Genomic DNA, 19390 nt, shown 5'->3' with positions numbered 1-19390 from the left:
ATGGATTGGACATACACCGATAAGATTCTGTTAGAGGCTTAATCATGACAGAAATTTCATCAATTAATCCAGTAGAAAACATTCGTTTAAGCAGCGAATTGTGGAAAAATAGCGCACTTAAAAAGCTGCATTTTTTTCGGCAAAAGACGGTTGACCTATATGACCATTGCCTGATCGCACAAGTGAATTTTACGGATCGGATGAAACATAATGCACAATTAGCTGCCGCTACCCAGGTATCTGCGCCAGCTTTTGCAGCCCTACCGATGACTGTCACGAGTTTTTCAGCCTTTTGGGCAAGATCGGGATATTTTAAAAACAGTCTGGCAAATATCGCTAGACAAATTAATCTCTTTGCCTCTTGGGCTTCAGTCCACACAAAAGCATTGAGCAGCACACTCGCCCTAATCGAAAAACACCTTGCCATCCAACTTGAACCGGCAGTCAAAAAACAATTGTCAATCCTTGATTCATTTGTCAATCAAAATATGATGCAGCCAGTAGCAAGGGCAGCACGACACCCGATCAGGATTTTAGTTGTCACTTTGTTTACAGGCTTGACGATCTATGTTGTCATTACTGCGACACAAGCCTTTGTAAACAGCAACTGGTGATCACGCACCATGTCTGCTAGAAAAAACCTCTCATTTAAAAATGAAAGGTTTTTAATTACTGCTTTTTACTTCTGTCTGTGTGTCATCACTATCTTCAGCCGGTTTTGGTTTTGTCCAGCTGGCAAAGTCGCATTCCGGATAACGTGAACAACCATAAAAGACACGTCCGCGTTTTGTGTGTTTGACGACCACATCGCCAATACCGCATTTCGGACATTTCATGCCAATTTGTTCAACAATCGATTTAGTGCCATGACAATCAGGAAAACGTGCACAAGCATAAAACTCGCCTCGCCTTGATCGCCGAATGACCATCAAACCGCCGCAGTTATCACACAATTCCGGCGCGATCCGGTCATAGATTGGGACTTTTTCTAAGTTTTCAACAGCTGCATCAACTTCTTTACTGAAGGGTCGATAGAATTCATCAATCACTTTTTGCCATTTTGCACTGCCAGTCTCGACTTTATCCAACTCGCTCTCAATCTTGGAGGTGAATTTTTTATCAGTCACTTCTGGAAAAGATTTAACGACCACACCTTGAACGATGTCACCCAAATCGGTCGGCACAATTTTCTTCTGATCAAAACCAATATAACCGCGCCTTTGCAGCGTATCCATTGTTGGCGCATAAGTCGAAGGACGGCCGACGCCAAGTTCCTCTAGAGCGCGAATCAAAGTTGCTTCAGTATATCTCGCCGGTGGCTGAGTAAAGTGCTGTTCAGGCAGATTGGAAACCATTTGAACGTGATCACCGATTTTTAAAGCTGGCAGAATATTATTTTTCGTCGATGACGTCTTCATCACTTTCGTCCAGCCGTCAAATAGAACCTTAATGCCAGTTGCTCGCCATGTTGCTTGTTTTTGGACAATCATAAGTGATTGATTTTCAAGTTTTTGTTCGCTCATTTGGCTAGCGACAAAGCGTGACCAGATAAGATTGTAAAGGCGGTATTGGTCGCGCGTGAGAATCGTTTTCAAAGACTCCGGCGTGCGCTTAACATCTGTCGGCCGGACAGCTTCGTGGGCATCCTGAATCGAATCTGATTTTTTGACCAAGTTATGGCGATGATAATAATTTTCACCGAATTCCGCCAAAATGAAGTCCTTCGCCATTTCCTGTGCCGTTTGCGACAAGCGAGTAGAATCGGTACGCATATACGTAATCAGGCCCACGTGACCGATTTTCGGCAAACTGATTCCTTCGTACAAGCCCTGTGCAATCTGCATGGTTTTCCGGGCATGAAAATTCAACTGCGAGTTAGCTGTCTGCTGCAAAGTTGAAGTTGTAAACGGATTTGGTGCATTCCTTTTCGACTCTTTGGTTTGCAGGTCGCTAATTTCAAAATCTTTTTTTGTATCAATCTGCTTGAGAACTTCAGCGACGGCAGACTGTCTTTCTAATTTGGTTTTTTTGCCATTCAAACCATAGAAATCAGCTGAAAATTCTTGTCTGCCTGCTTTAAATATTGCCGCTAGACTCCAATATTCCTCAGGTACGAATGCTGAAATCTCTTTCTCTTTATCGAGAATTAATCCCAGCGCAACTGATTGCACGCGACCCGCTGATAAACCACGTTTAACTTTCTGCCAAAGGATCGGACTGATCGAATAACCGACTAAACGGTCCAAGACGCGTCGCGCCTGCTGAGCATCAACCAAATCATGTTCGATACTGCGGGGATGCTTAAAGGCCTCTTTAACGGCAGGCTTTGTGATTTCGTTAAAAGTGACACGATTCTTGCCATCCTCAGGAAGACCAAGGATATGTCCTAAATGCCAAGCAATTGCTTCGCCTTCACGATCCGGGTCAGAAGCCACGTAAACGGTAGAGGCAGCCTTAGCAGCTTTTTTCAACGAATTGATCAGCGGCGCTTTGCCGCGAATATTAATATATCTCGGTTCATAGTTATTGTTCGTATCAACGCCAAGCTGAGATTTAGGAAGATCACGAATATGCCCCATTGAAGCCAAAACCTCGTAGTCTTTGCCTAGATAATTCTCAATCGTGCGTGCCTTGGCCGGACTTTCAACGATGACTAGTTTTTTTGCTTTTGTTTTTTTAGTTGCCACGAATATCAGTCTACACTAGCTGTCAAGTATCTAAATTAGTAACAGATAATTTCATTTAAAATATCGTCAAGTTTTAAAGCGGGACGCGCACCAGCCGCAATTAGCTGATTAGTTCCGGCAGAACAGCCGCCATTAATGTTGCCAGGGACTGCTAGTACGTTCCTATTTTCCTGTGTCGCATATGCGGCCGTGATCAGGCTGCCGGAACGTTCTTGTGCTTCGATGACAAGGGTTGCAGATGACAAAGCTGCCAAAATACGGTTTCTAGCGGGGAAATGGTGTTGTTTAGGTCTGACCTCCGGGAAATATTCCGAAAGTAATAACCCCTTTTCACCGATTTGATGCTGCAGGCTGCGATTTTCAGCAGGATAACAGATGTCTAAACCGTTTCCGATCACTGCGATAGTCCTGCCATTTTCAGCTATTGCCAACTGTTGCGCATAAGCATCAACGCCCTTTGCCAGTCCCGAAACGATTGTGACACCGGCAGCAGTTAATTCCGGAATAAATGTCTCTAATGTTTTTCGGCCGTAGTCCGACATGGTTCTAGTGCCGACAATCGTCAGCAAAGGCGCAGACAGATATGCAAGATCACCTTGATAAAACAGAATGACAGGTGCTTCGTAGGATTCTCTCAATTGTCGAGGATATTGCCGGTCGCAAATGGCTAGAAATGGTAATTGTGCATATTTCTCTTTGAAATTCACAAATTTTTCAGCTAACGTCATGTAATCATTCACGACAGTTGTTTGCAAAAAATGATAGTTGTCATATTTCATTAATAAATCTGTAAATTCGGCCCGCCCCAGCGGCAAATCTTTCTCCGCGATCTGATTATTAACGAGATAGTCATAAATAAAATGTTCCTGCTTCGGCGTCGTTAAAACAGTATGCAAAAGCAGCAGGTATTCTCTGAGTTTCATGTTGCCTCCTGCTATGTATTACGTTTTATTTCAATAGATTTGAAACTGGTGCAAATGTTTTTCTATGTATTGGCGTGATTCCGTACTCTAAAAGCGCTTTCCTGCCTTCCTTTGTCAAATACCCAACATTACGTTCAAAACCGTAACCAGGGTATTTTTCAGCCATTTTGGCCATGATTTGGTCTCTATGACCCTTTGCAAGGATCGAAGCCGCTGCAATCGAATTAGATAATCGGTCGCCATGGATGATTTTGACTTGTTTAAGGGGCAAATCGACAGACATTGCATCAATCACTAAAGCGGATGGTTCAGTGTGCAGTGCCAAAACAGCTTTTTTCATCGCCAGCCTAGCTGCTTGATAAATATTAATTCGATCAATTTCAGCGGCCGGTACCTCACCAAATGCAAAGTCCGAAACCGACTTTTTCAGCTCCGCTTCAATCGCAAGACGCCTAATTTTAGTGAGGCTCTTTGAGTCAAAAGTTTCGGACAGTGAAAAATCGGCCGGAAGAATGCAGGCACAGGCAATCACCGGCCCCGCAACACAACCGCGGCCAACTTCATCAATTCCGGCAATGATTGGAAAACCAGCCATCCTTAATTCATTTTCAAATTGAAAACGCGCTGGAAAATCAGCGCGTATATCGGCTATCTTCATTTACTCAATTCTCAATATAATCATCACCGTAAAAATCAAGTGAAATTTGGCCAAACTTGCCAGAACGAAAATCATTAATAATTTTTAGGCTGGCTTTTTCAAAATCTTGGCGCATGCCTAGCTGACTCGTAATTGACATGAGCGCAGCGATCGGATTATCAAGTGGAAAATGACTGATTTTGTACCTTGTCGCAATAGCAGTCGGATAATTTTTCTGGATAAAAGAAATCAACCACAGAGCCAAATCATCCGGCGCTAATAACGTATCTTTGATACCGCCGAGAATGCCGATTTTGGTGCCAATTTCCTGATTTTCGAATTTTGGCCATAATAGACCTGGTGTATCCAAAAAATCAAGATCATATTTAGTTCTAATCCAATACAGAAAACGCGTCACGCCTGGCGTGTTGGCCGTACGGGCGATATTTTTGCCAGCTAAATGATTGATAAAAGTGGATTTTCCAACGTTTGGTGTTCCAACAACCAGCGCTTTTAGACTGGCGGATTTTTTATTTTCAACCATTTTGGCATAGATTGGATTCGTTTTGAGCTGACGAAGAAAGTCTTTTGATAATAAGCCCATTTTTGCATCGGTAGTCAAAATGCCGGCAAACTTGTTTTTGTTGGCAGCAACGAATTTGTGGACCTGGCGAGCATCGGCCAAGTCAATCTTATTTAAAATCAAAAAAACCGGTTTAACAGAGATTGAATCCATAATCCGAGGGTTTTGTGTTGATTCAGGCGCACGAGCGTCAACAATTTCCAAACTAAAATCAACCAGCTTCATCTGTTCGCCGATTTCACGAATCGTCTTGGCCATATGACCGGGAAACCATTGAATTTGTTGTGTCATAATTCCTCCTCTGATGCCAAAAAACGATGCCACGCTTTGTCGAAAATCTGCATACTCATCAAATAACTGCCATTTTCTTCCAGGTATTTGGAAATCTCATCAAAATCCTGTGATTGTTTTGGAAAAGCCGTATCATAAAAAGCCGCGTTGGCAAATTCCTGTACTTCATCGGCGTCCTCTGGCTTTCTTTGCGTCATTAACCATTGATAAAAACTCCGACTTCTCATTTTAGATCACCTTGAAAAATAATTTTGTCCTTCTTTAAATCGATTGTTTTAGCTTTGAAAGCCAAAAGTTTACCAGTCTTCATCCTGCTAACATCAATTCTAATGGTTTTCTTAGTGGCATTGATGTTCACAAACTTTGGTAAATTGGCTGCTGAATCAATATAACGCAATACAAAAGAAATTGGTAAAGGCATCGATCCAGCTACCAGCCTTTTGGCTCTTAAAAGGATACTGCCGTCTGCTGCCACGCTTGGAGTGAACGCAACACCAACATTGATGTTGCTTCCCAAAAATTTAACACTGCCATAGAGGTCTGCCTGCTGTGTACCAACATCTAAAGATAAATTCTTGATTTTCTGCTCTTTTAAAAATTTCGCAGAAATAGCATTGACCTGCGTCCGTGTCAGTACAACATCAAAACTAGCCTGGCTTTGTGTAAGCGGCTGGCTTGAAAATCCGCTTTGATCTCCGGCACGGAAAAGTGCCGTTAGAACAAGTACGATTGATAGCAGCAGTGTCAGTAATAAGACCCAAAAAGCCCAAAACCAGGCACCTCTTCTTTTTTTTACTTCTTTTGCCATTGATTATAATCTCGCATCGAATTAAATAGCGTCTTTGACATATAATCGTACCCCAAGTTATTTGGGTGAAAATGGTCAGCAGACGAAATGTAATTATTTTTTATTTTATCTTTGCCCCTTAATAAAGCAGACTGAAGCGGATTGGCCAACTGCCCATTGTAAATACGGTCCTCTTTAGCCAATTGCCTGATTTGTGTCCTGCTTTGATATTGACCGTAGGTCAATTGCCGGAAAACTGAGAGATAATGACCATCCCGCTGCGACTCAACTAATTTTTTGTTGATCGAATTATAGCCCTGAACATCCTGATTAATATCACTTCGGCTGGCAGTATTCACGAAGATCGGATTGTAATTTCCAAATAGAAACAAAGGCGTTTGCGTTCGTAAATCATGGATGCGGTTCAACAAACGAGACAGTGATTGCTCGTAGTTTTCCTGCCCCTTTTGAATGTCTCGACTCAGTTTATTTGGGTCCTCAGCATTCGCATATCGCAGAAATTGCTGTCTTAAATCATTACCACCAACTGTCATAACCAGCACATCGGCTTTTTTGACTGCTGCTTGTTGTTGAACCGAACCATTCAGGCGCTTTAAAATTTGATCTGATCGATCACCAGGTTTGCCAAAATTCTCGAAGCTGAAACGATATTCTGGAAAAGTCTTTTCCAATAATTTGATCGTTCTGCCTGTATAGCCTTGTTCTCCAGCTTGATCGCCGACACCATAAGTTAATGAGTCACCTAAAAAAACGACAAAAATATGTTGCTTATCATTGCTGCGTATTGAATTATCAGTCTGATTTTTGGATACGAAAAAAAAGCCCAACACTGTAATGACCAAAATTCCAAAAAAGAAAGCCAGACAAATTTTTAAAAAATGCCGCAATTACTCACCATAATACAGAATGCAAAGTGTGCCGATACCGGTATGCGTCGCAATAATTGGTGCGGTGCCCATTTTCACAATCGGTGTGTCGGGAAACAAATTGTGCAAACGTTTGGCCATTTCGCTGGCTTTAATATCAGCATCGACGTGTGAAATACCAATTTCAGAAATTTTGTGCAATTTCTGCATGCCTGCAATAACCTGGTCAAAAAACTGATTGATGGACTTTTCACCTCGGCCCTTAGAAATCGTCTTAATGGAATCATCGATAAATTCAATTCCGACTTTGATATTTAAAAGTGAACCGACTAAACCGCTGGCACGGCTGATCCGACCACCGGCAATCAAATTTTTCAACGATTCTAGGCTGAGATAAATACGTGTCTGGTTCTTAATCTTCGCAAGCGCCTGTTCGATTTCTGAAATTGTTTTGCCTTCCTCGGCCATTTTTGCGGCTGTCAAAACCTGAAATGATAAACCGCGATCAATCGAATGCGAGTCCAAAAAAGTAACTTTCCCCGGAAAATCTTTGGCGACGGCCGCAGCTGTCTGGCCGGTTCCTGATAAACCCAGGCTCATGTGAATACTCAATATCTGAGCGCTGGGATAGCGATTTAAAATATTTTCGTAAGCATCATAAAAATTAATAACAGCTGGTTGGCTTGACTTAGGAAGCTTTTTTTCAGTCTCCATTTTTTTGAAAAACGCTTCGCGGGTAATATCAACACCCTCTAAATAATTTTCATCATCAATTGTTACTTGAAGCGGCACAACGCTGATATCGTACTTTTGTATTTCTTCATCTGTTAATGCAGCAGATGAATCCGTCACAATTTTAATCATTGGCATATAGAAAATTATACTTGATCAGATGCCTCTTTCCGTAAATACGTTAGAAAATCAAAAGAATATGCATGTTTGTTATCAATATCATGATGCTTTTGTGATGCTAAATAAAATATTTCGGGATCCACTTGAGGCGCGAAGGTATCTCCAGCAATTTCCGTGTTAACCAGAGTGACAAGCAAACAATCAGTCTGTTCTAAAAAAGTCTGGTAAACAGCCGCACCACCAATCACATATAAAGGCAGATTTGCTTTTTTGGCAAGCTCTATAGCCTCTTTGGGAGAATGCACAATTTTGATTTTGTCATCAGCCACAGAGAAATTTTGGTTATGTGTCAAGATAATATTCAAACGATTTGGCAATGCCCTGGAACCAAATGACTCAAAAGTTTTTCTCCCCATCACAATTGCCTTGCCTGTTGTCTGCTGTTTGAAGAATTTTAAATCATCCGGCAGCGACCAAGGCAGTTTTCCCTGATTGCCAATCACGTTATTTTTCGATTGTGCCCAAATCGCTGTAATCATGTAATGCCTCTTCTAGTAAAATTTCCCGTGTATTTTTAATTTCGGACAAAAGAACTTTATTCTTCAGATCGGAAAGAATTTGCCCATAGACTGGACCCTTTGGAATCTTTAAAGTCATCAAATCTTGACCATCCAGCTGTAACTCATTATCTTTGTGCATGGGCAAATTCGCAAAACGATCTAATAATTGTTGAGAATCAGGTCTAGGAACCGCCCGCAGTGCAATGTGAATTGTTTTGCCTATTTCATAGAGATCTAGATTATCAATATCTTTTTTGGACAAAAAATTGATTGAAGCAAGTATTTGTGTCTCCAAATGGCGGCTCATTTTCCATTGCTTGAGATAATGAGCTAATTTATTTGATTTTAAATGACTGAGGTAAATGAATTTTACCCAATTAACTGCATCTTCACTCTGTCCGCTGCCCGGATAGTTGGTAAACAGACCTTGAGCCGACTCTAGCAGTTGATGGCCTGGCAGAAAATTTACGATGCCGATTTGAAACATTTGCGATAGTGATCGGCCCGGATTGGTACCGGAAAGAAGCTTTGTGAATTCTGAGTATATACGCTCGACTGCAATCGTCTGAAGATTGGCTTTCATATCCCCTGCCGCAGCCAAAGTTGACGGGTCAATAGCAAAATTAAGCTGGCTGGAAAAACGAAATGCCCTCAGAATGCGGAGCGCATCTTCCGAGAATCGCTGGTCAGCTTCTCCCACGGTTTTAATTGTCTGATTTGCAAGATCGGTGAGCCCGTTAAAATAATCAAACACTTGACCCTGCTGATTCATCGCAAATGCGTTGATTGTGAAATCTCGTCTAGCAAGGTCATCGACTAATTTTCTAGTAAAGAAGACTTTGTCTGGATGCCGATTATCCAAATACTGACCGTCAACTCGGAAAGTCGTGATTTCATAATTTTCATGCTGAAAAAAAACAAGATCAGTCCCGTGTTTTTCACCCGCATAGTGATCGGCCGTTTTAAAGATTTCTTTCATCTCTGATGGGGTCGCATCAGTCGTAATGTCAATATCATTGATTAGACGTCCCAAAATGGCATCTCGAACAGATCCGCCAACAAAAAAAGCCTGGTAGCCATGTTTTTCTAATTCATCGAGAACCGGGACAGCTCGTTTGAATTTTTCTGATAATTCAAGTTTCATTCGGCTAAATAATTCTCCATATCAAAATCATCAGGAACAAGTTTTAGATATTTTGCCAAAAACTTTTGAGAACGCTGCAAATCAGTATTTCTGAATACAAAGAAAGCATCTTTCAAAAAACCAGCCTGATCATCAAAATAGTCCGACACCTGGAGGAGATTTTTTTCAGCCTGCTGCTGCTGGTCTGTGTTGAAATAGGCCATACCAAGATACCAAAAATAATGCTGATCGATTTCTTCGTCCTCCAGATGCTGATTTAGCAGAGAAATCACCTCTGAGTATCGTTTTATCTCTAGTAGGTTGCTTGCTAACAAACTGATCGCTTCCGTCTTTGAGGGGTCTTTTTTAATGATTTCTGACAGCTCTTTGTCGGCGTCATCAAAGTGCCCCAAATGGCTTTGTGCCAGAGCCAAGCGAAAACGCGTCTGTAGATCATATGGATCGATGGATTTGGCCAACTGCAGTATACGAATCTGCTGCTCATAATCTGCCCGCTGCTCATATATATCCGAGAGATTCAAATAATCAGCTAAAGTTGCTTCCTCATTCTCCATATTCTCTTTTAAAACAGCTTCTGCTTTATCGGGCTCTTTAGTCTGCATATAAGCTTGGGCCAAATTGCTAAGTTCTTTGGCAGAAAGATTTTTCACACCGATTTTTTCAAATTCAGAAATAGCCTCTTCAAATTCACCATTCGAAGTTAGCGCCACTGCTAAGCGCGCATGTAGATTAATGTCGGCAATCTGATTTTGTCCTTGATTGATCAGATAATCGTATAACTGTACCGATTTGCCGCTCTCTCCTTCGGCATCATAAAATTCCGCGAGAGCAAAACGGACCAAAGGATTGTCGCTCGTTGTCTGTAAATCCAACAAAACACCCTCCGCGGATTCGGTCAGGCCTTCTGATTCATAAAGATCCGCCTTATCAATTTGAGCTGAAAGATATAAATCACTATTTTTATTAATCAGTTCCAGCAGGGTCAATGCCTGATCATCATCGCCGTCTTCGATATAGATTTCTGCGAGATTTAAATTTATCTGATCGTTACCTCTGTGATTTTGTTTTAAATTTTCCAAAACAAAACGTGCATCATCAGTAAAACCCTGTTCAATCAGCTCGCTCGTTAGCTCTGACAAGGTATCCAGCGAGTCAGTCTGCAGCGCTTTTTCCATGAGCGGTCGGTTATCAAACTTGGCGTTTGCGATATTGTCTAAAATTTGTTTGGAAAAATTTGTCATAAATTAATTCTATAATAAAAAACCAGCCGATCGGCTGGTTTGAGTTTTTACTTAACAGTATCTTTCAGTGCCTTACCAGGCTTGAAAGCTGGAACTTTTGATGCAGGAATTTTAATCTCCGCACCAGTTTGCGGGTTGCGGCCTGTACGAGCAGCGCGGTCACGAACTTCAAAATTGCCAAAGCCGATCAATTGAACTTTTTCGCCTTGTTTCAAAAAACTTGCGATTGAATCAAAGACTGCATCAACAGCAGCGGTTGCATCTTTTTTAGTGAGGTCGGTTGCTTTTGCAACTGAATCGACTAATTCTTGCTTATTTGCCATAGTTTCTCCTGTTTATAAATTTAGTAAAATTCACGACTACCATGCATTTCACTATTAAGAATTTAACACAAAATAGCTGTCAAATATCAAGAGACGGTCTGAAAAGCCCGTCATAGCGCGAATTGTAACCAATTTGTCATAGAAAACGAAGGAAAATGCGATTCATTTTCTCGCACGAATTCGCAAACGAATCGGTGTACCCGCAAAATCAAAATTTTCTCGAATCTGATTTTCTAAATATCTCTCATAGCTAAAATGCATTAATTTTGGATCATTAACAAAAATTGCAAAAGTCGGTGGTGCAACAGCAACTTGTGTTGCATAGTATACGCGAAGTCGTTTACCGTTTTTAGTAGGTGTCGGATGCAGCGCTAAGGCGTCCAAAATAGTCTGATTCAAAATTGAGGATTGGATGCGCATTTTGTGATTATTATCGACTTGGACAACCATATCCGGAATCTGTTGGATTCGCTGCTTTGTTTTGGCAGAAACGAAAAGAATCGGTGCATAATCCAAGAATTTAAATTCTTCTCGAATGGACGCTGTGAATTCCTGCATGGAATGGTCATCCTTTTCGATCGCATCCCACTTATTGACAACGATGATGACGGCACGTCCTTCATCAGTCGCTAAGCCGGCAATATGCTTGTCTTGGTCCTGAATACCGGCAGACGCATCAATCACCACTAAAATAACGTCTGCGTTCTCAACAGCCATTTGAGCTCTCAAAACAGCATATTTTTCAGTACTTTCAATAATCTTGCCCGATTTTCTGATACCGGCTGTATCCGTGATGGTAAAACGCTGACCCTGATCATCTTGAAACTGTGCGTCAACAGCATCACGTGTCGTACCTTGAACATCGCTGACAATCGCTCGGTTCTGCTGAATTAAATCATTAAAAATAGAGGACTTACCAACATTCGGCCGGCCAATAATTGCGATTCGAATTTGATCATCGTCATCAGTTGGCGCCGTAGTACTGTTATCGCTTTGCTTGAAATCATCAATAATTTGATCCAAAAGATCGCCGACACCGTTTCCGTGGACAGCCGAAACAGGATACGGATCGCCTAAACCAAGTGCATAGAAATCGTAAATATAATCGTGCTGTTCAGCATTATCTAGATGATTGACAACTAGATAAACTTTTTGCTTAGACCGATAAAGGATTTTGGCAACCAGCTGATCGTCCTGTGTCAGGCTGCTATGGCCATCTACAACGAAAATAATGGCATCCGCTTCTGCAATGGCTAATTCAGCCTGTTCCTTGATCTCCCGAACAAAAACGTCTTCAGATGCAGAAATACCGCCTGTATCAATCAGCGAAAACTGGACACCATTCCACTCTGCTTTTTCGTATAAACGATCGCGGGTAACGCCAGAGATATCGTTAACGATCGCTTTTCGGCTGCCAACGATTCGATTGAAAAGAGTGGATTTGCCAACGTTAGGGCGACCAACGATCGCAATTGTATATTTTTTACTCATCTATATAAGCATACAGAAAACACGCGCCTATGCACGTGTTTTAATAATTTGAGAAATTTTTTCGACAACTTGATCGATTGACAGAGTGCTTGTATCAATCTCAATAGCATCTGAAGCCTTTCTTAATGGGCTGATTAAACGATGAGAATCTTTATAATCCCGTGCGATAATTTCCTGTTTTAAATCCTCGAGGCTAGTTGGCATGCCCTTTGCCTGATTCTCTTTAAAACGCCGTCTTGCACGTTCATCCACGCTAGCCACTAAGAAAATTTTAATTTGTGCCTTAGGCAGGACAGTTGTTCCTATATCACGGCCATCCATGACAACTGAGGCATTTTCACTCATCTGGCGCTGTCGTTCGGTCATCTCCTCGCGCACTTTTGCATACGAAGAGACAAGTGAAACATTATTTGTAATCTCTTCTGACCGGATGTCTGCTGTGACATCCCTGCCATCTAAGATGACTCGCTGAACTGGATCGGCTGGTACAAAAGTTAAGGAGATTGTGCCCACTAATTCGGCAATGCGGTCCTCGTCTTCAAACGCAATTTGATTTAATTTAGCAAAAAGCGTTACTGCGCGATACATAGCACCGGTATCGACATAAATGTAATTAAATTTTGATGCAATAATTTTGGCAATTGTTGATTTGCCAGATCCAGCTGGTCCATCAATAGCAATTTGTATTTTAGTTGCCATTGACCTTCAAAACCTGTCCCGGCTGCAAGGTCGCACCTGCAGCCAACCCATTTAATTGGTAAAGTTCGGCTACTGTCATATTATTCGCTTTTGCAATCGCATAAGGCGTATCTCCTGCCTTAACGGTATATGAACTCGTGGTAGTTGCAGCACTACTGCTAGTGCTAGTTTGAGCAGCTGACGAACTTGAGCTTGCCGGAGCAGACGAACTAGTTGTAGAAGAGCTGCTCGTAGTTTGACTGCTTGTTGAACTGCTGCTGGAGTTGGTCACAACTGAAGGTGTACCAGAATCATTATTTGCTTTACGTCCACCAACAACTGAACCGATTACCGGAATCGCCAGCAGAATAATTAGAGTAGCAATGACGAGAGCAACCACAGAATTACGGCTCAGGCGAGATGCAGCCCCTTTGGGAATTGGATTTGTATTGCGTGAAGCAGTCTGCCTTGATCGCTGATTTGGTTGATTACCGCTGTAATTATTTGGATTATAGCTATTAACAGGCCGGCCGAAATCATGATCGTTCTCTTGTGCATCGAACTGCGAATATGGCTCCTGCTGGCCGTTAGTAAACCCTTGATTCGGCTGTTCATATCCTCTAAAAGAATCCGGGGCTTGGCTCGTCGCTGGTTCGGAATGCTGAAAATATGTTTCCGATGGCTTGTCTGTATCAAAATTAGAAGCAGGCTGCTGAAAAGGCGATCCTGCTGATGGCTGATCAAAAGATTGAAAACTATCGGAACTCGATGCTTTTTCAGCCGCACTAAAATCAAAGCTGTCATCACCTTGCTGACTAGAAAAACTAGTTGGTGAAAACGGCTGAAAACTTTGCGAATTTTCGTTGGCAGTGCTATCCGGAAAACGGTCATTTAATGGCTGAAAGGGCGCAGCACTGCTCTGCCCTTTCCGCTTATTTTGACCGTTTTCACTATTATCTTCATTTGGATCATATGGTTGAAAGTCGCTCATGTCTACCTCGTACAGAATTTATTCTATCATAGCCGATTCTTGAAAATTTTTGTAAAGAAATGTTCAATGGGATAATAAATAGCACTCCACACCAAGCCTTGAATGATATTAAATGGTACAACCATTAGCAAAATGTACTGCCAAAAGCCCAAAATTTTATTAATATCAAAATTCATAAATCGTGCATACAATGGAATCGCAAAGACGACGTTTACAATGACCGCAACAATTGTCAAAGCTGCCGTGGCAGTGATGACTGCCAGCCAAATATTCTGTTTTCTCAACCATACAAAAACTAGCATAAAAGCAAGCACAGCTGCGATGTTGGTTGTCAAGCCGATCCAAGTTGCAACGCCTTTATTCAATAAAATTAAATGGAGCAAAGAACGTAAAATCAAACCGAAAAGACCATATTTAAGACCAACAAAATAGCTTAAAAGAAGTAGAGGAATAATTGAAAGCTCTAATTCCAAAAAACTAGCCTGGGGAATAATCGGTATTTGCGGAAACACCATCAAAATAAAACTTGCAGCGGAAAATAGCACTGTAATCATTAATTTTCTAAGTTCGCTTCTATTATTCGTCATTGCTTTAATTTCTCAATCTCTTTTTGAGTTAGCGTTCGGTACTTCCCGGATTCTAATTGACCCAAAGATATGCCGGCAAACATTTTGCGATGCAATTTGATGACCGGATGGCCGATATACTGCAGGATTTTTTTTATTTCATGATTTTTCCCTTCGGCAACAGTCACTTCCAATAGGCTTTGTGTCGGATTAATCTGCTTGATGATTTTGCCTGATTGCGGGAAAAAAATTTCATTGTCAAATCTCATTGGTTTGGTCAAATCCGCTAACTCGCTTTCGGTCGGCACACCTTTAACTAATGCTTCGTAAATTCGCTTAATACGGTGTTTGGGATGTGTTAATTTCTGAGTCAGTGATCCATCATTTGTAAGGAGAAGCACACCTGTCGTGTCCTGGTCCAGCCGTCCGACTGAAAATAAGCGTGATTGGCTGTTAATCAAACCGATAACACTAGGCTGATTCGGATAGCTTTTATTTGAAGAAACATAACCAGCAGGTTTATTGAGCAGATAATATTCAAACTTTTCGCTATTAATGACTTGGCCATTCACGGAAATAATGTCCTGATCCGTAACCTTTCGCCCTAGCTTAGTTAACGTTTTGCCATTGACTGCTACTTGGCCATCAATGATCAACTGTTCAGCCTTGCGTCGCGAGGCAATACCAGCCTGCGCGATACGTTTTTGAACTCTTTGCGGTTCATTCATTCATTTTTTCCCTTCTTCAAAAAATTTTCGTTGAGAAAATAGATTAGCTTGATCTTCAATATCCAGATCATCGGGATTTTGAAGGTCTGGCAGAGCTGGCAGGTCGCTTAGATTCTTTAAACCAAAATAGTCTAGAAAAAAAGCGGTTGTTGTGTATAAGATCGGCCGGCCGATCTCATTTTTTCGGCCCGATTCCTGAATTAGGTCTCGAAAAAGCAGACGCGAGATAGCACCGGACGAATTGACACCACGAATTTTATCGACCTCTAGTCGTGTGACCGGCTGCTTATAAGCAATAATGGTTAGTGCTTCGAGACTAGCCTTGGATAAGCTGCTAGCAACTGGCGATTGATAATATTTGCTTAATAAAGGTGCAAAGTCTGCCTTAGTGATTAAACGGTAAGTATCCTCATTTTTGACTAACCGCAACGGGTTTTTGGAATCCGCTGCCATATTCTCTTCTGACGAAGCCAATAAATCTTGAATTGCTGAGCGGTCAAACCCAGTGACACCGCTTAAATCTGTTAAACTGATGCCGTCATCTCCTGCGACAAAGATCAAGGCCTTTAATGCGGCTGTCTCATCAAAATACGTCATTCAGCCAGCCTCTTAGCAATGTATATTTCTTGCGTCTCATTCTGGCTGATGTGCAGAAAATGATCTTTGGCCAACTCTAAAATTGCTAAAAAAGTCGTAATCATTTCATCCGGATCCTGCTTAGCTTTGAAAAGCTGGTCAAAGGCGACCTGAAAATCTGAGAGTCGATCTCGAAACAGCTCTTTAATTTGATAAATTTTATCTGAGATAGAAAATGTTTCCCTTTCGATTCGCCTTTTTTTTGGATTCTCTTGTAAATGACGCTGCCAAATGCTTAAAAAAGCATGCTGAAGATCCTGCAGGGTCACTCCGGGAGATAAGGGCGCTACCGTAATGCCGCTTGGTATTTGTGCAACAGGCCGTGTGTAAGAAAGCGCACGATGCTGCTGGAGTTCAGACATCTGGCCAACGACATCTTGATAACGCTGATATTCAAGCAGTGTTTGAACAAGTTCCAAACGAGGATCATTCTCAGCTTCTTGGTCCGCCTCCTGATTGACTGTTGGAAGCAAAAAACGCGACTTGATTTTGATTAAGTTGGCTGCCATGTATAGATACTCGCCTGCTGAGTCTAACGAAGGAGTCAATTGCTGATGAATAAACTGTAAAAATTGATCAGTCACCTTTGCAATCGGTAAGTCAAAAATATCCAACTCCTGCGTGCGGATCAGGTGAAGCAGCAGGTCCAATGGACCATTAAAATCGCTGAGTGAGATTGTTAGTTTTTCCTGAGGCACAAACATCATTTTATCATCATTAATCAGGTCAATTAGCGCGCGGATGAAATTTATTGTACTGATCGCGCAAATGTTTTTCGCTGACCTGCGTATAAATTTGCGTAGTGCTAATATCCGAATGCCCAAGTAATTCCTGTACAATTCTTAAATCGGCACCATTTTCCAGTAAATGAGTAGCAAAAGAGTGCCGAAGCGTATGCGGACTAATGTCTTTAGTGATACCAGCCTGATTTGCAAACTGCTTCATCAATTTAAAAACGCCTTGACGCGAAAGCTGTGAACCGTGATTATTAACAAATAAGTAAGGACTCTCCTTTTTGGCCGTCAGCAGCGGGCGTGATTCTTTTAAATATTTAGAAATATAGAGCAGCGAAATTTCGCCAATCGGCACAATGCGTTGTTTTTCACCTTTTCCAACCGTCGTGACTAAGCCCAAGTCAGCATGAAGATCAGCCATTTCCAGGTTGCAAATTTCAGAAACACGAAAACCAGTTGCGTACATAGTTTCAAGCATAGCGCGATTTCTTAGGCCGAGCTTCGTTGAAATATCCGGCACTGCCAATAACTTTTCTATTTCTTCAGCGGAAAGTACCTGTGGCAGATGACTGCTCTTTTTGGGCGTGGTAACTTTTTCCATTGGATTTTGTGCCAAATGTTTGTCTAAAGTTAGGTAGGCAAAAAATTTTCTCAATGAACTGACCATGTGGACAATCGAATTATTTGATTTACCAGCTTTTTTTTGCTCGTTTAACCAATTTAGAATTGTAAAACGATCAACCGAATTCAAACTCAAATGCTGACGACATAAAAAATCAGTAAATTCTGAGAGATCTTGATGGTAGCTTTTGACAGAATTTTCCAGCAGGCCCCGTTCACTGCGAAGATACGCACTATAGTCGTTTAATAAATCACTCATCGCTTTATTGTTAGTTGACATAATCTCATCATACAGTCTAAACAATATTAAAAACTCTTAATTCAATGCCCTTTTGTAGATCGATAGTCGGCAGTCTCCTGCAGTTGGTCATTTATTTTGCCGTAATTCAATCAGCACGAGACGAATCTGAAGGAAGATAAACGAATGATTGCATACAACTTTAAACAGATCTTGTATTCAAAAAAAAGAGTGGCTAGAAAATCTAACCACTCTTTTTGATATGCGATCAAAAGATAAATTCTTTCGTCAGCAATTTTAAAGTTTGACAACGTGAATTAAGTTGGTAGTTCCCGGCGTCTTAATAGGCAAACCAGCTGTAACAACGATTGTGTCGCCCTTTTTAGCTAATTTCTTGTCGTGAGCCGTTTTCTTGGCTAATTCAATCATATCGTCGGTCGTCTCAGGTGCTTCTTCGACAACTGGATAAACCGCGTAATTGATTGTCAATGAACGGGCAGTCAATTCATCATAAGTGATGGCCAGAATCGGCATGTCTGGACGATACTTAGAAATCAAACGTGCTGTATATCCAGAGGCAGTCGAAGCCACAATGGCCTTAGCACCAGCCTCGCGAGCTGCATCAACAGCGGCTTGAGCCAAAACTTCAGTGTCGCTTGTTTTTGGTTCATTGTGCAAATCAATACGGTTACCATCATCATGAACATGGTCTTCGGCATATTCATCAGATGTCGCCATCGTTTTAACAGCTTCTACAGGCCATGAACCGTTAGCAGATTCACCAGAAAGCATCGTTGCATCAGTGCCATCCCAAACAGCGTTTTCAACATCGTTGATCTCGGCACGGGTAGCACGAGGATTCTCAATCATAGAATCCAGCATCTGAGTTGCTGTGATGACAGGTTTGCCCAAACGATTCAGATAACGAATCATTTTCTTTTGAATGACAGGCACTTCTTCATAAGGAATTTCAACACCCATGTCGCCACGAGGAACCATTAACCCATCAGAAACTTCAATGATTGATTCAAAATTATCAATACCTTCCTGAGATTCAATCTTAGGGAAGATCATGACATGCTTTTCTTGATGATGCTTCTTCAGCAGTTTGCGGATATCAAGAACATCTTCGGCTTTACGCACGAACGAAGCAGCGATAAAGTCAATGCCCTGCTCCAGACCAAATTCGATATCTGATTTGTCTTTTTCAGTGATACCAGGCAGGTTGATAGCAACACCAGGTGCGTTCACACCTTTTCTGCCGCCAAGAACGCCATCGTTATCAACTTCGACGATCAGCTCTCTTTTCTCAACATCCTTGTCTGTGACAGTCATTTCAATAATTCCGTCATCAAACAAAACTTTTCCGCCAACTTTGACATCGTCGTACAATCCCTTATAAGTAACGGCGATTTTGTCTTTGGTACCCTTTAATTTCTCGTTCATTGAAATGCGCAGCTTATCGCCTTGCTTGAATTCGATTTTTCCGGTTGGTGTGTCCTGGACAGTTGTTCTGATTTCAGCACCCTTCGTGTCAAGCATGAAACCGATCAATTTACCAGTCTTTTTTTCAGCCTCGTGAACCAAAGCCATTCGGCTGGCATGTTCATCATGGTCACCATGGCTGAAGTTAAAACGGGCAACATTAATCCCATTATTAATCAACGCGGAAATAGTCTTAAGATCATTTGAAGCAGGTCCTAAGGTGGAAACAATTTTTGTCTTTTTCATTTAATGCTCCTATTTTGATTTTCATTTGACAAAACACTTTTTATCTTAACATTTTCTTCAC

General features: G+C 41.5%; 22 protein-coding genes. 1 reads left to right on the top strand and 21 read right to left on the bottom strand.

Annotated features, from left to right (window positions below):
• Positions 1 to 44: 44 nt before the first annotated feature.
• Positions 45 to 614 carry a hypothetical protein gene (locus NRF22_RS01545; RefSeq protein ID WP_263778895.1) on the top strand — a complete coding sequence of 190 codons (570 nt, stop codon included), beginning with the start codon at positions 45 to 47 and terminating at the stop codon, positions 612 to 614.
• Between the two features lie 51 nt (positions 615 to 665).
• On the opposite strand, the gene topA is transcribed toward NRF22_RS01545, so the two are convergent.
• The 21 genes from topA to pyk all read right to left on the bottom strand — a co-directional run bounded on the left by topA (position 666) and on the right by pyk (position 19329).
• The gene (gene topA / locus NRF22_RS01540; protein WP_263778894.1) at positions 666 to 2687 is read right to left on the bottom strand and encodes a type I DNA topoisomerase; all 2022 of its coding nucleotides are present in this window, start codon (positions 2685 to 2687) and stop codon (positions 666 to 668) included.
• A 35-nt stretch (positions 2688 to 2722) separates the two neighbouring features.
• The gene (gene dprA / locus NRF22_RS01535; protein ID WP_263778893.1) at positions 2723 to 3610 is read right to left on the bottom strand and encodes a DNA-processing protein DprA; all 888 of its coding nucleotides are present in this window, start codon (positions 3608 to 3610) and stop codon (positions 2723 to 2725) included.
• Between the two features lie 25 nt (positions 3611 to 3635).
• Complete coding sequence (locus NRF22_RS01530; protein WP_263778892.1) at positions 3636 to 4268, bottom strand: ribonuclease HII; 633 nt, start codon at positions 4266 to 4268, stop codon at positions 3636 to 3638.
• Positions 4269 to 4272: 4 nt separating this feature from the next.
• Positions 4273 to 5121, bottom strand: coding sequence for a ribosome biogenesis GTPase YlqF (gene ylqF / locus NRF22_RS01525; protein ID WP_263778891.1), 849 nt, complete (start codon positions 5119 to 5121; stop codon positions 4273 to 4275).
• The gene (locus NRF22_RS01520; RefSeq protein ID WP_263778890.1) at positions 5118 to 5348 is read right to left on the bottom strand and encodes a YozE family protein; all 231 of its coding nucleotides are present in this window, start codon (positions 5346 to 5348) and stop codon (positions 5118 to 5120) included. Before NRF22_RS01520 ends, ylqF begins: the two co-directional genes overlap by 4 nt.
• The gene (locus tag NRF22_RS01515; RefSeq protein WP_263778889.1) at positions 5345 to 5929 is read right to left on the bottom strand and encodes a YpmS family protein; all 585 of its coding nucleotides are present in this window, start codon (positions 5927 to 5929) and stop codon (positions 5345 to 5347) included. The genes NRF22_RS01520 and NRF22_RS01515 overlap by 4 nt, the downstream gene beginning before the upstream one ends.
• A complete protein-coding gene (locus NRF22_RS01510; RefSeq protein ID WP_263779266.1) occupies positions 5914 to 6759 on the bottom strand; it encodes a GDSL-type esterase/lipase family protein in 846 nt (281 codons plus the stop codon). Before NRF22_RS01510 ends, NRF22_RS01515 begins: the two co-directional genes overlap by 16 nt.
• Positions 6760 to 6816: 57 nt before the next feature.
• The gene (locus tag NRF22_RS01505; RefSeq protein WP_263778887.1) at positions 6817 to 7665 is read right to left on the bottom strand and encodes a DegV family protein; all 849 of its coding nucleotides are present in this window, start codon (positions 7663 to 7665) and stop codon (positions 6817 to 6819) included.
• 8 nt (positions 7666 to 7673) lie between these two features.
• A complete protein-coding gene (locus NRF22_RS01500) occupies positions 7674 to 8186 on the bottom strand; it encodes a dihydrofolate reductase (RefSeq protein ID WP_263778886.1) in 513 nt (170 codons plus the stop codon).
• Positions 8152 to 9351: a CCA tRNA nucleotidyltransferase gene (locus NRF22_RS01495; RefSeq protein WP_263778884.1), complete on the bottom strand. Its 1200-nt coding sequence runs from the start codon at positions 9349 to 9351 to the stop codon at positions 8152 to 8154. Before NRF22_RS01495 ends, NRF22_RS01500 begins: the two co-directional genes overlap by 35 nt.
• On the bottom strand, positions 9348 to 10592 hold the full coding sequence (locus NRF22_RS01490) for a tetratricopeptide repeat protein (protein ID WP_263778883.1): 1245 nt from the start codon (positions 10590 to 10592) through the stop codon (positions 9348 to 9350). Before NRF22_RS01490 ends, NRF22_RS01495 begins: the two co-directional genes overlap by 4 nt.
• A gap of 47 nt (positions 10593 to 10639) precedes the next feature.
• Positions 10640 to 10915: an HU family DNA-binding protein gene (locus NRF22_RS01485; protein WP_007746485.1), complete on the bottom strand. Its 276-nt coding sequence runs from the start codon at positions 10913 to 10915 to the stop codon at positions 10640 to 10642.
• A 162-nt stretch (positions 10916 to 11077) separates the two neighbouring features.
• A complete protein-coding gene (gene der / locus NRF22_RS01480) occupies positions 11078 to 12406 on the bottom strand; it encodes a ribosome biogenesis GTPase Der (protein ID WP_263778882.1) in 1329 nt (442 codons plus the stop codon).
• Positions 12407 to 12433: 27 nt separating this feature from the next.
• Positions 12434 to 13105, bottom strand: coding sequence for a (d)CMP kinase (cmk, locus tag NRF22_RS01475; RefSeq protein ID WP_412178704.1), 672 nt, complete (start codon positions 13103 to 13105; stop codon positions 12434 to 12436).
• Positions 13095 to 14075 (bottom strand): LysM peptidoglycan-binding domain-containing protein, encoded by a 981-nt coding sequence (locus NRF22_RS01470; RefSeq protein WP_263778881.1) that lies wholly within the window; start codon positions 14073 to 14075, stop codon positions 13095 to 13097. The genes cmk and NRF22_RS01470 overlap by 11 nt, the downstream gene beginning before the upstream one ends.
• Positions 14076 to 14101: 26 nt before the next feature.
• The gene (locus NRF22_RS01465; RefSeq protein WP_263778880.1) at positions 14102 to 14662 is read right to left on the bottom strand and encodes an ECF transporter S component; all 561 of its coding nucleotides are present in this window, start codon (positions 14660 to 14662) and stop codon (positions 14102 to 14104) included.
• Positions 14659 to 15369, bottom strand: coding sequence for a pseudouridine synthase (locus NRF22_RS01460; protein WP_263778879.1), 711 nt, complete (start codon positions 15367 to 15369; stop codon positions 14659 to 14661). Before NRF22_RS01460 ends, NRF22_RS01465 begins: the two co-directional genes overlap by 4 nt.
• Positions 15370 to 15966, bottom strand: a complete 597-nt coding sequence (gene scpB, locus NRF22_RS01455) for an SMC-Scp complex subunit ScpB (RefSeq protein WP_263778878.1) — start codon at positions 15964 to 15966, stop codon at positions 15370 to 15372.
• Entirely contained in the window at positions 15963 to 16709 is a 747-nt protein-coding gene (locus NRF22_RS01450; protein WP_263779263.1) for a segregation and condensation protein A, read from the bottom strand. Before NRF22_RS01450 ends, scpB begins: the two co-directional genes overlap by 4 nt.
• 22 nt (positions 16710 to 16731) lie before the next feature.
• Complete coding sequence (xerD, locus tag NRF22_RS01445; protein ID WP_263778877.1) at positions 16732 to 17640, bottom strand: site-specific tyrosine recombinase XerD; 909 nt, start codon at positions 17638 to 17640, stop codon at positions 16732 to 16734.
• Between the two features lie 255 nt (positions 17641 to 17895).
• Entirely contained in the window at positions 17896 to 19329 is a 1434-nt protein-coding gene (gene pyk, locus NRF22_RS01440) for a pyruvate kinase (RefSeq protein ID WP_263778876.1), read from the bottom strand.
• Positions 19330 to 19390 lie beyond the last annotated feature (61 nt).

This window comes from Oenococcus kitaharae (genome assembly GCF_025758695.1).
Taxonomy (GTDB): Bacteria; Bacillota; Bacilli; order Lactobacillales; family Lactobacillaceae; genus Oenococcus; species Oenococcus kitaharae_A.
The sequence above is the reverse complement of the archived record's forward strand: the minus strand, read 5'-3'. Positions and strand labels throughout refer to the sequence as shown.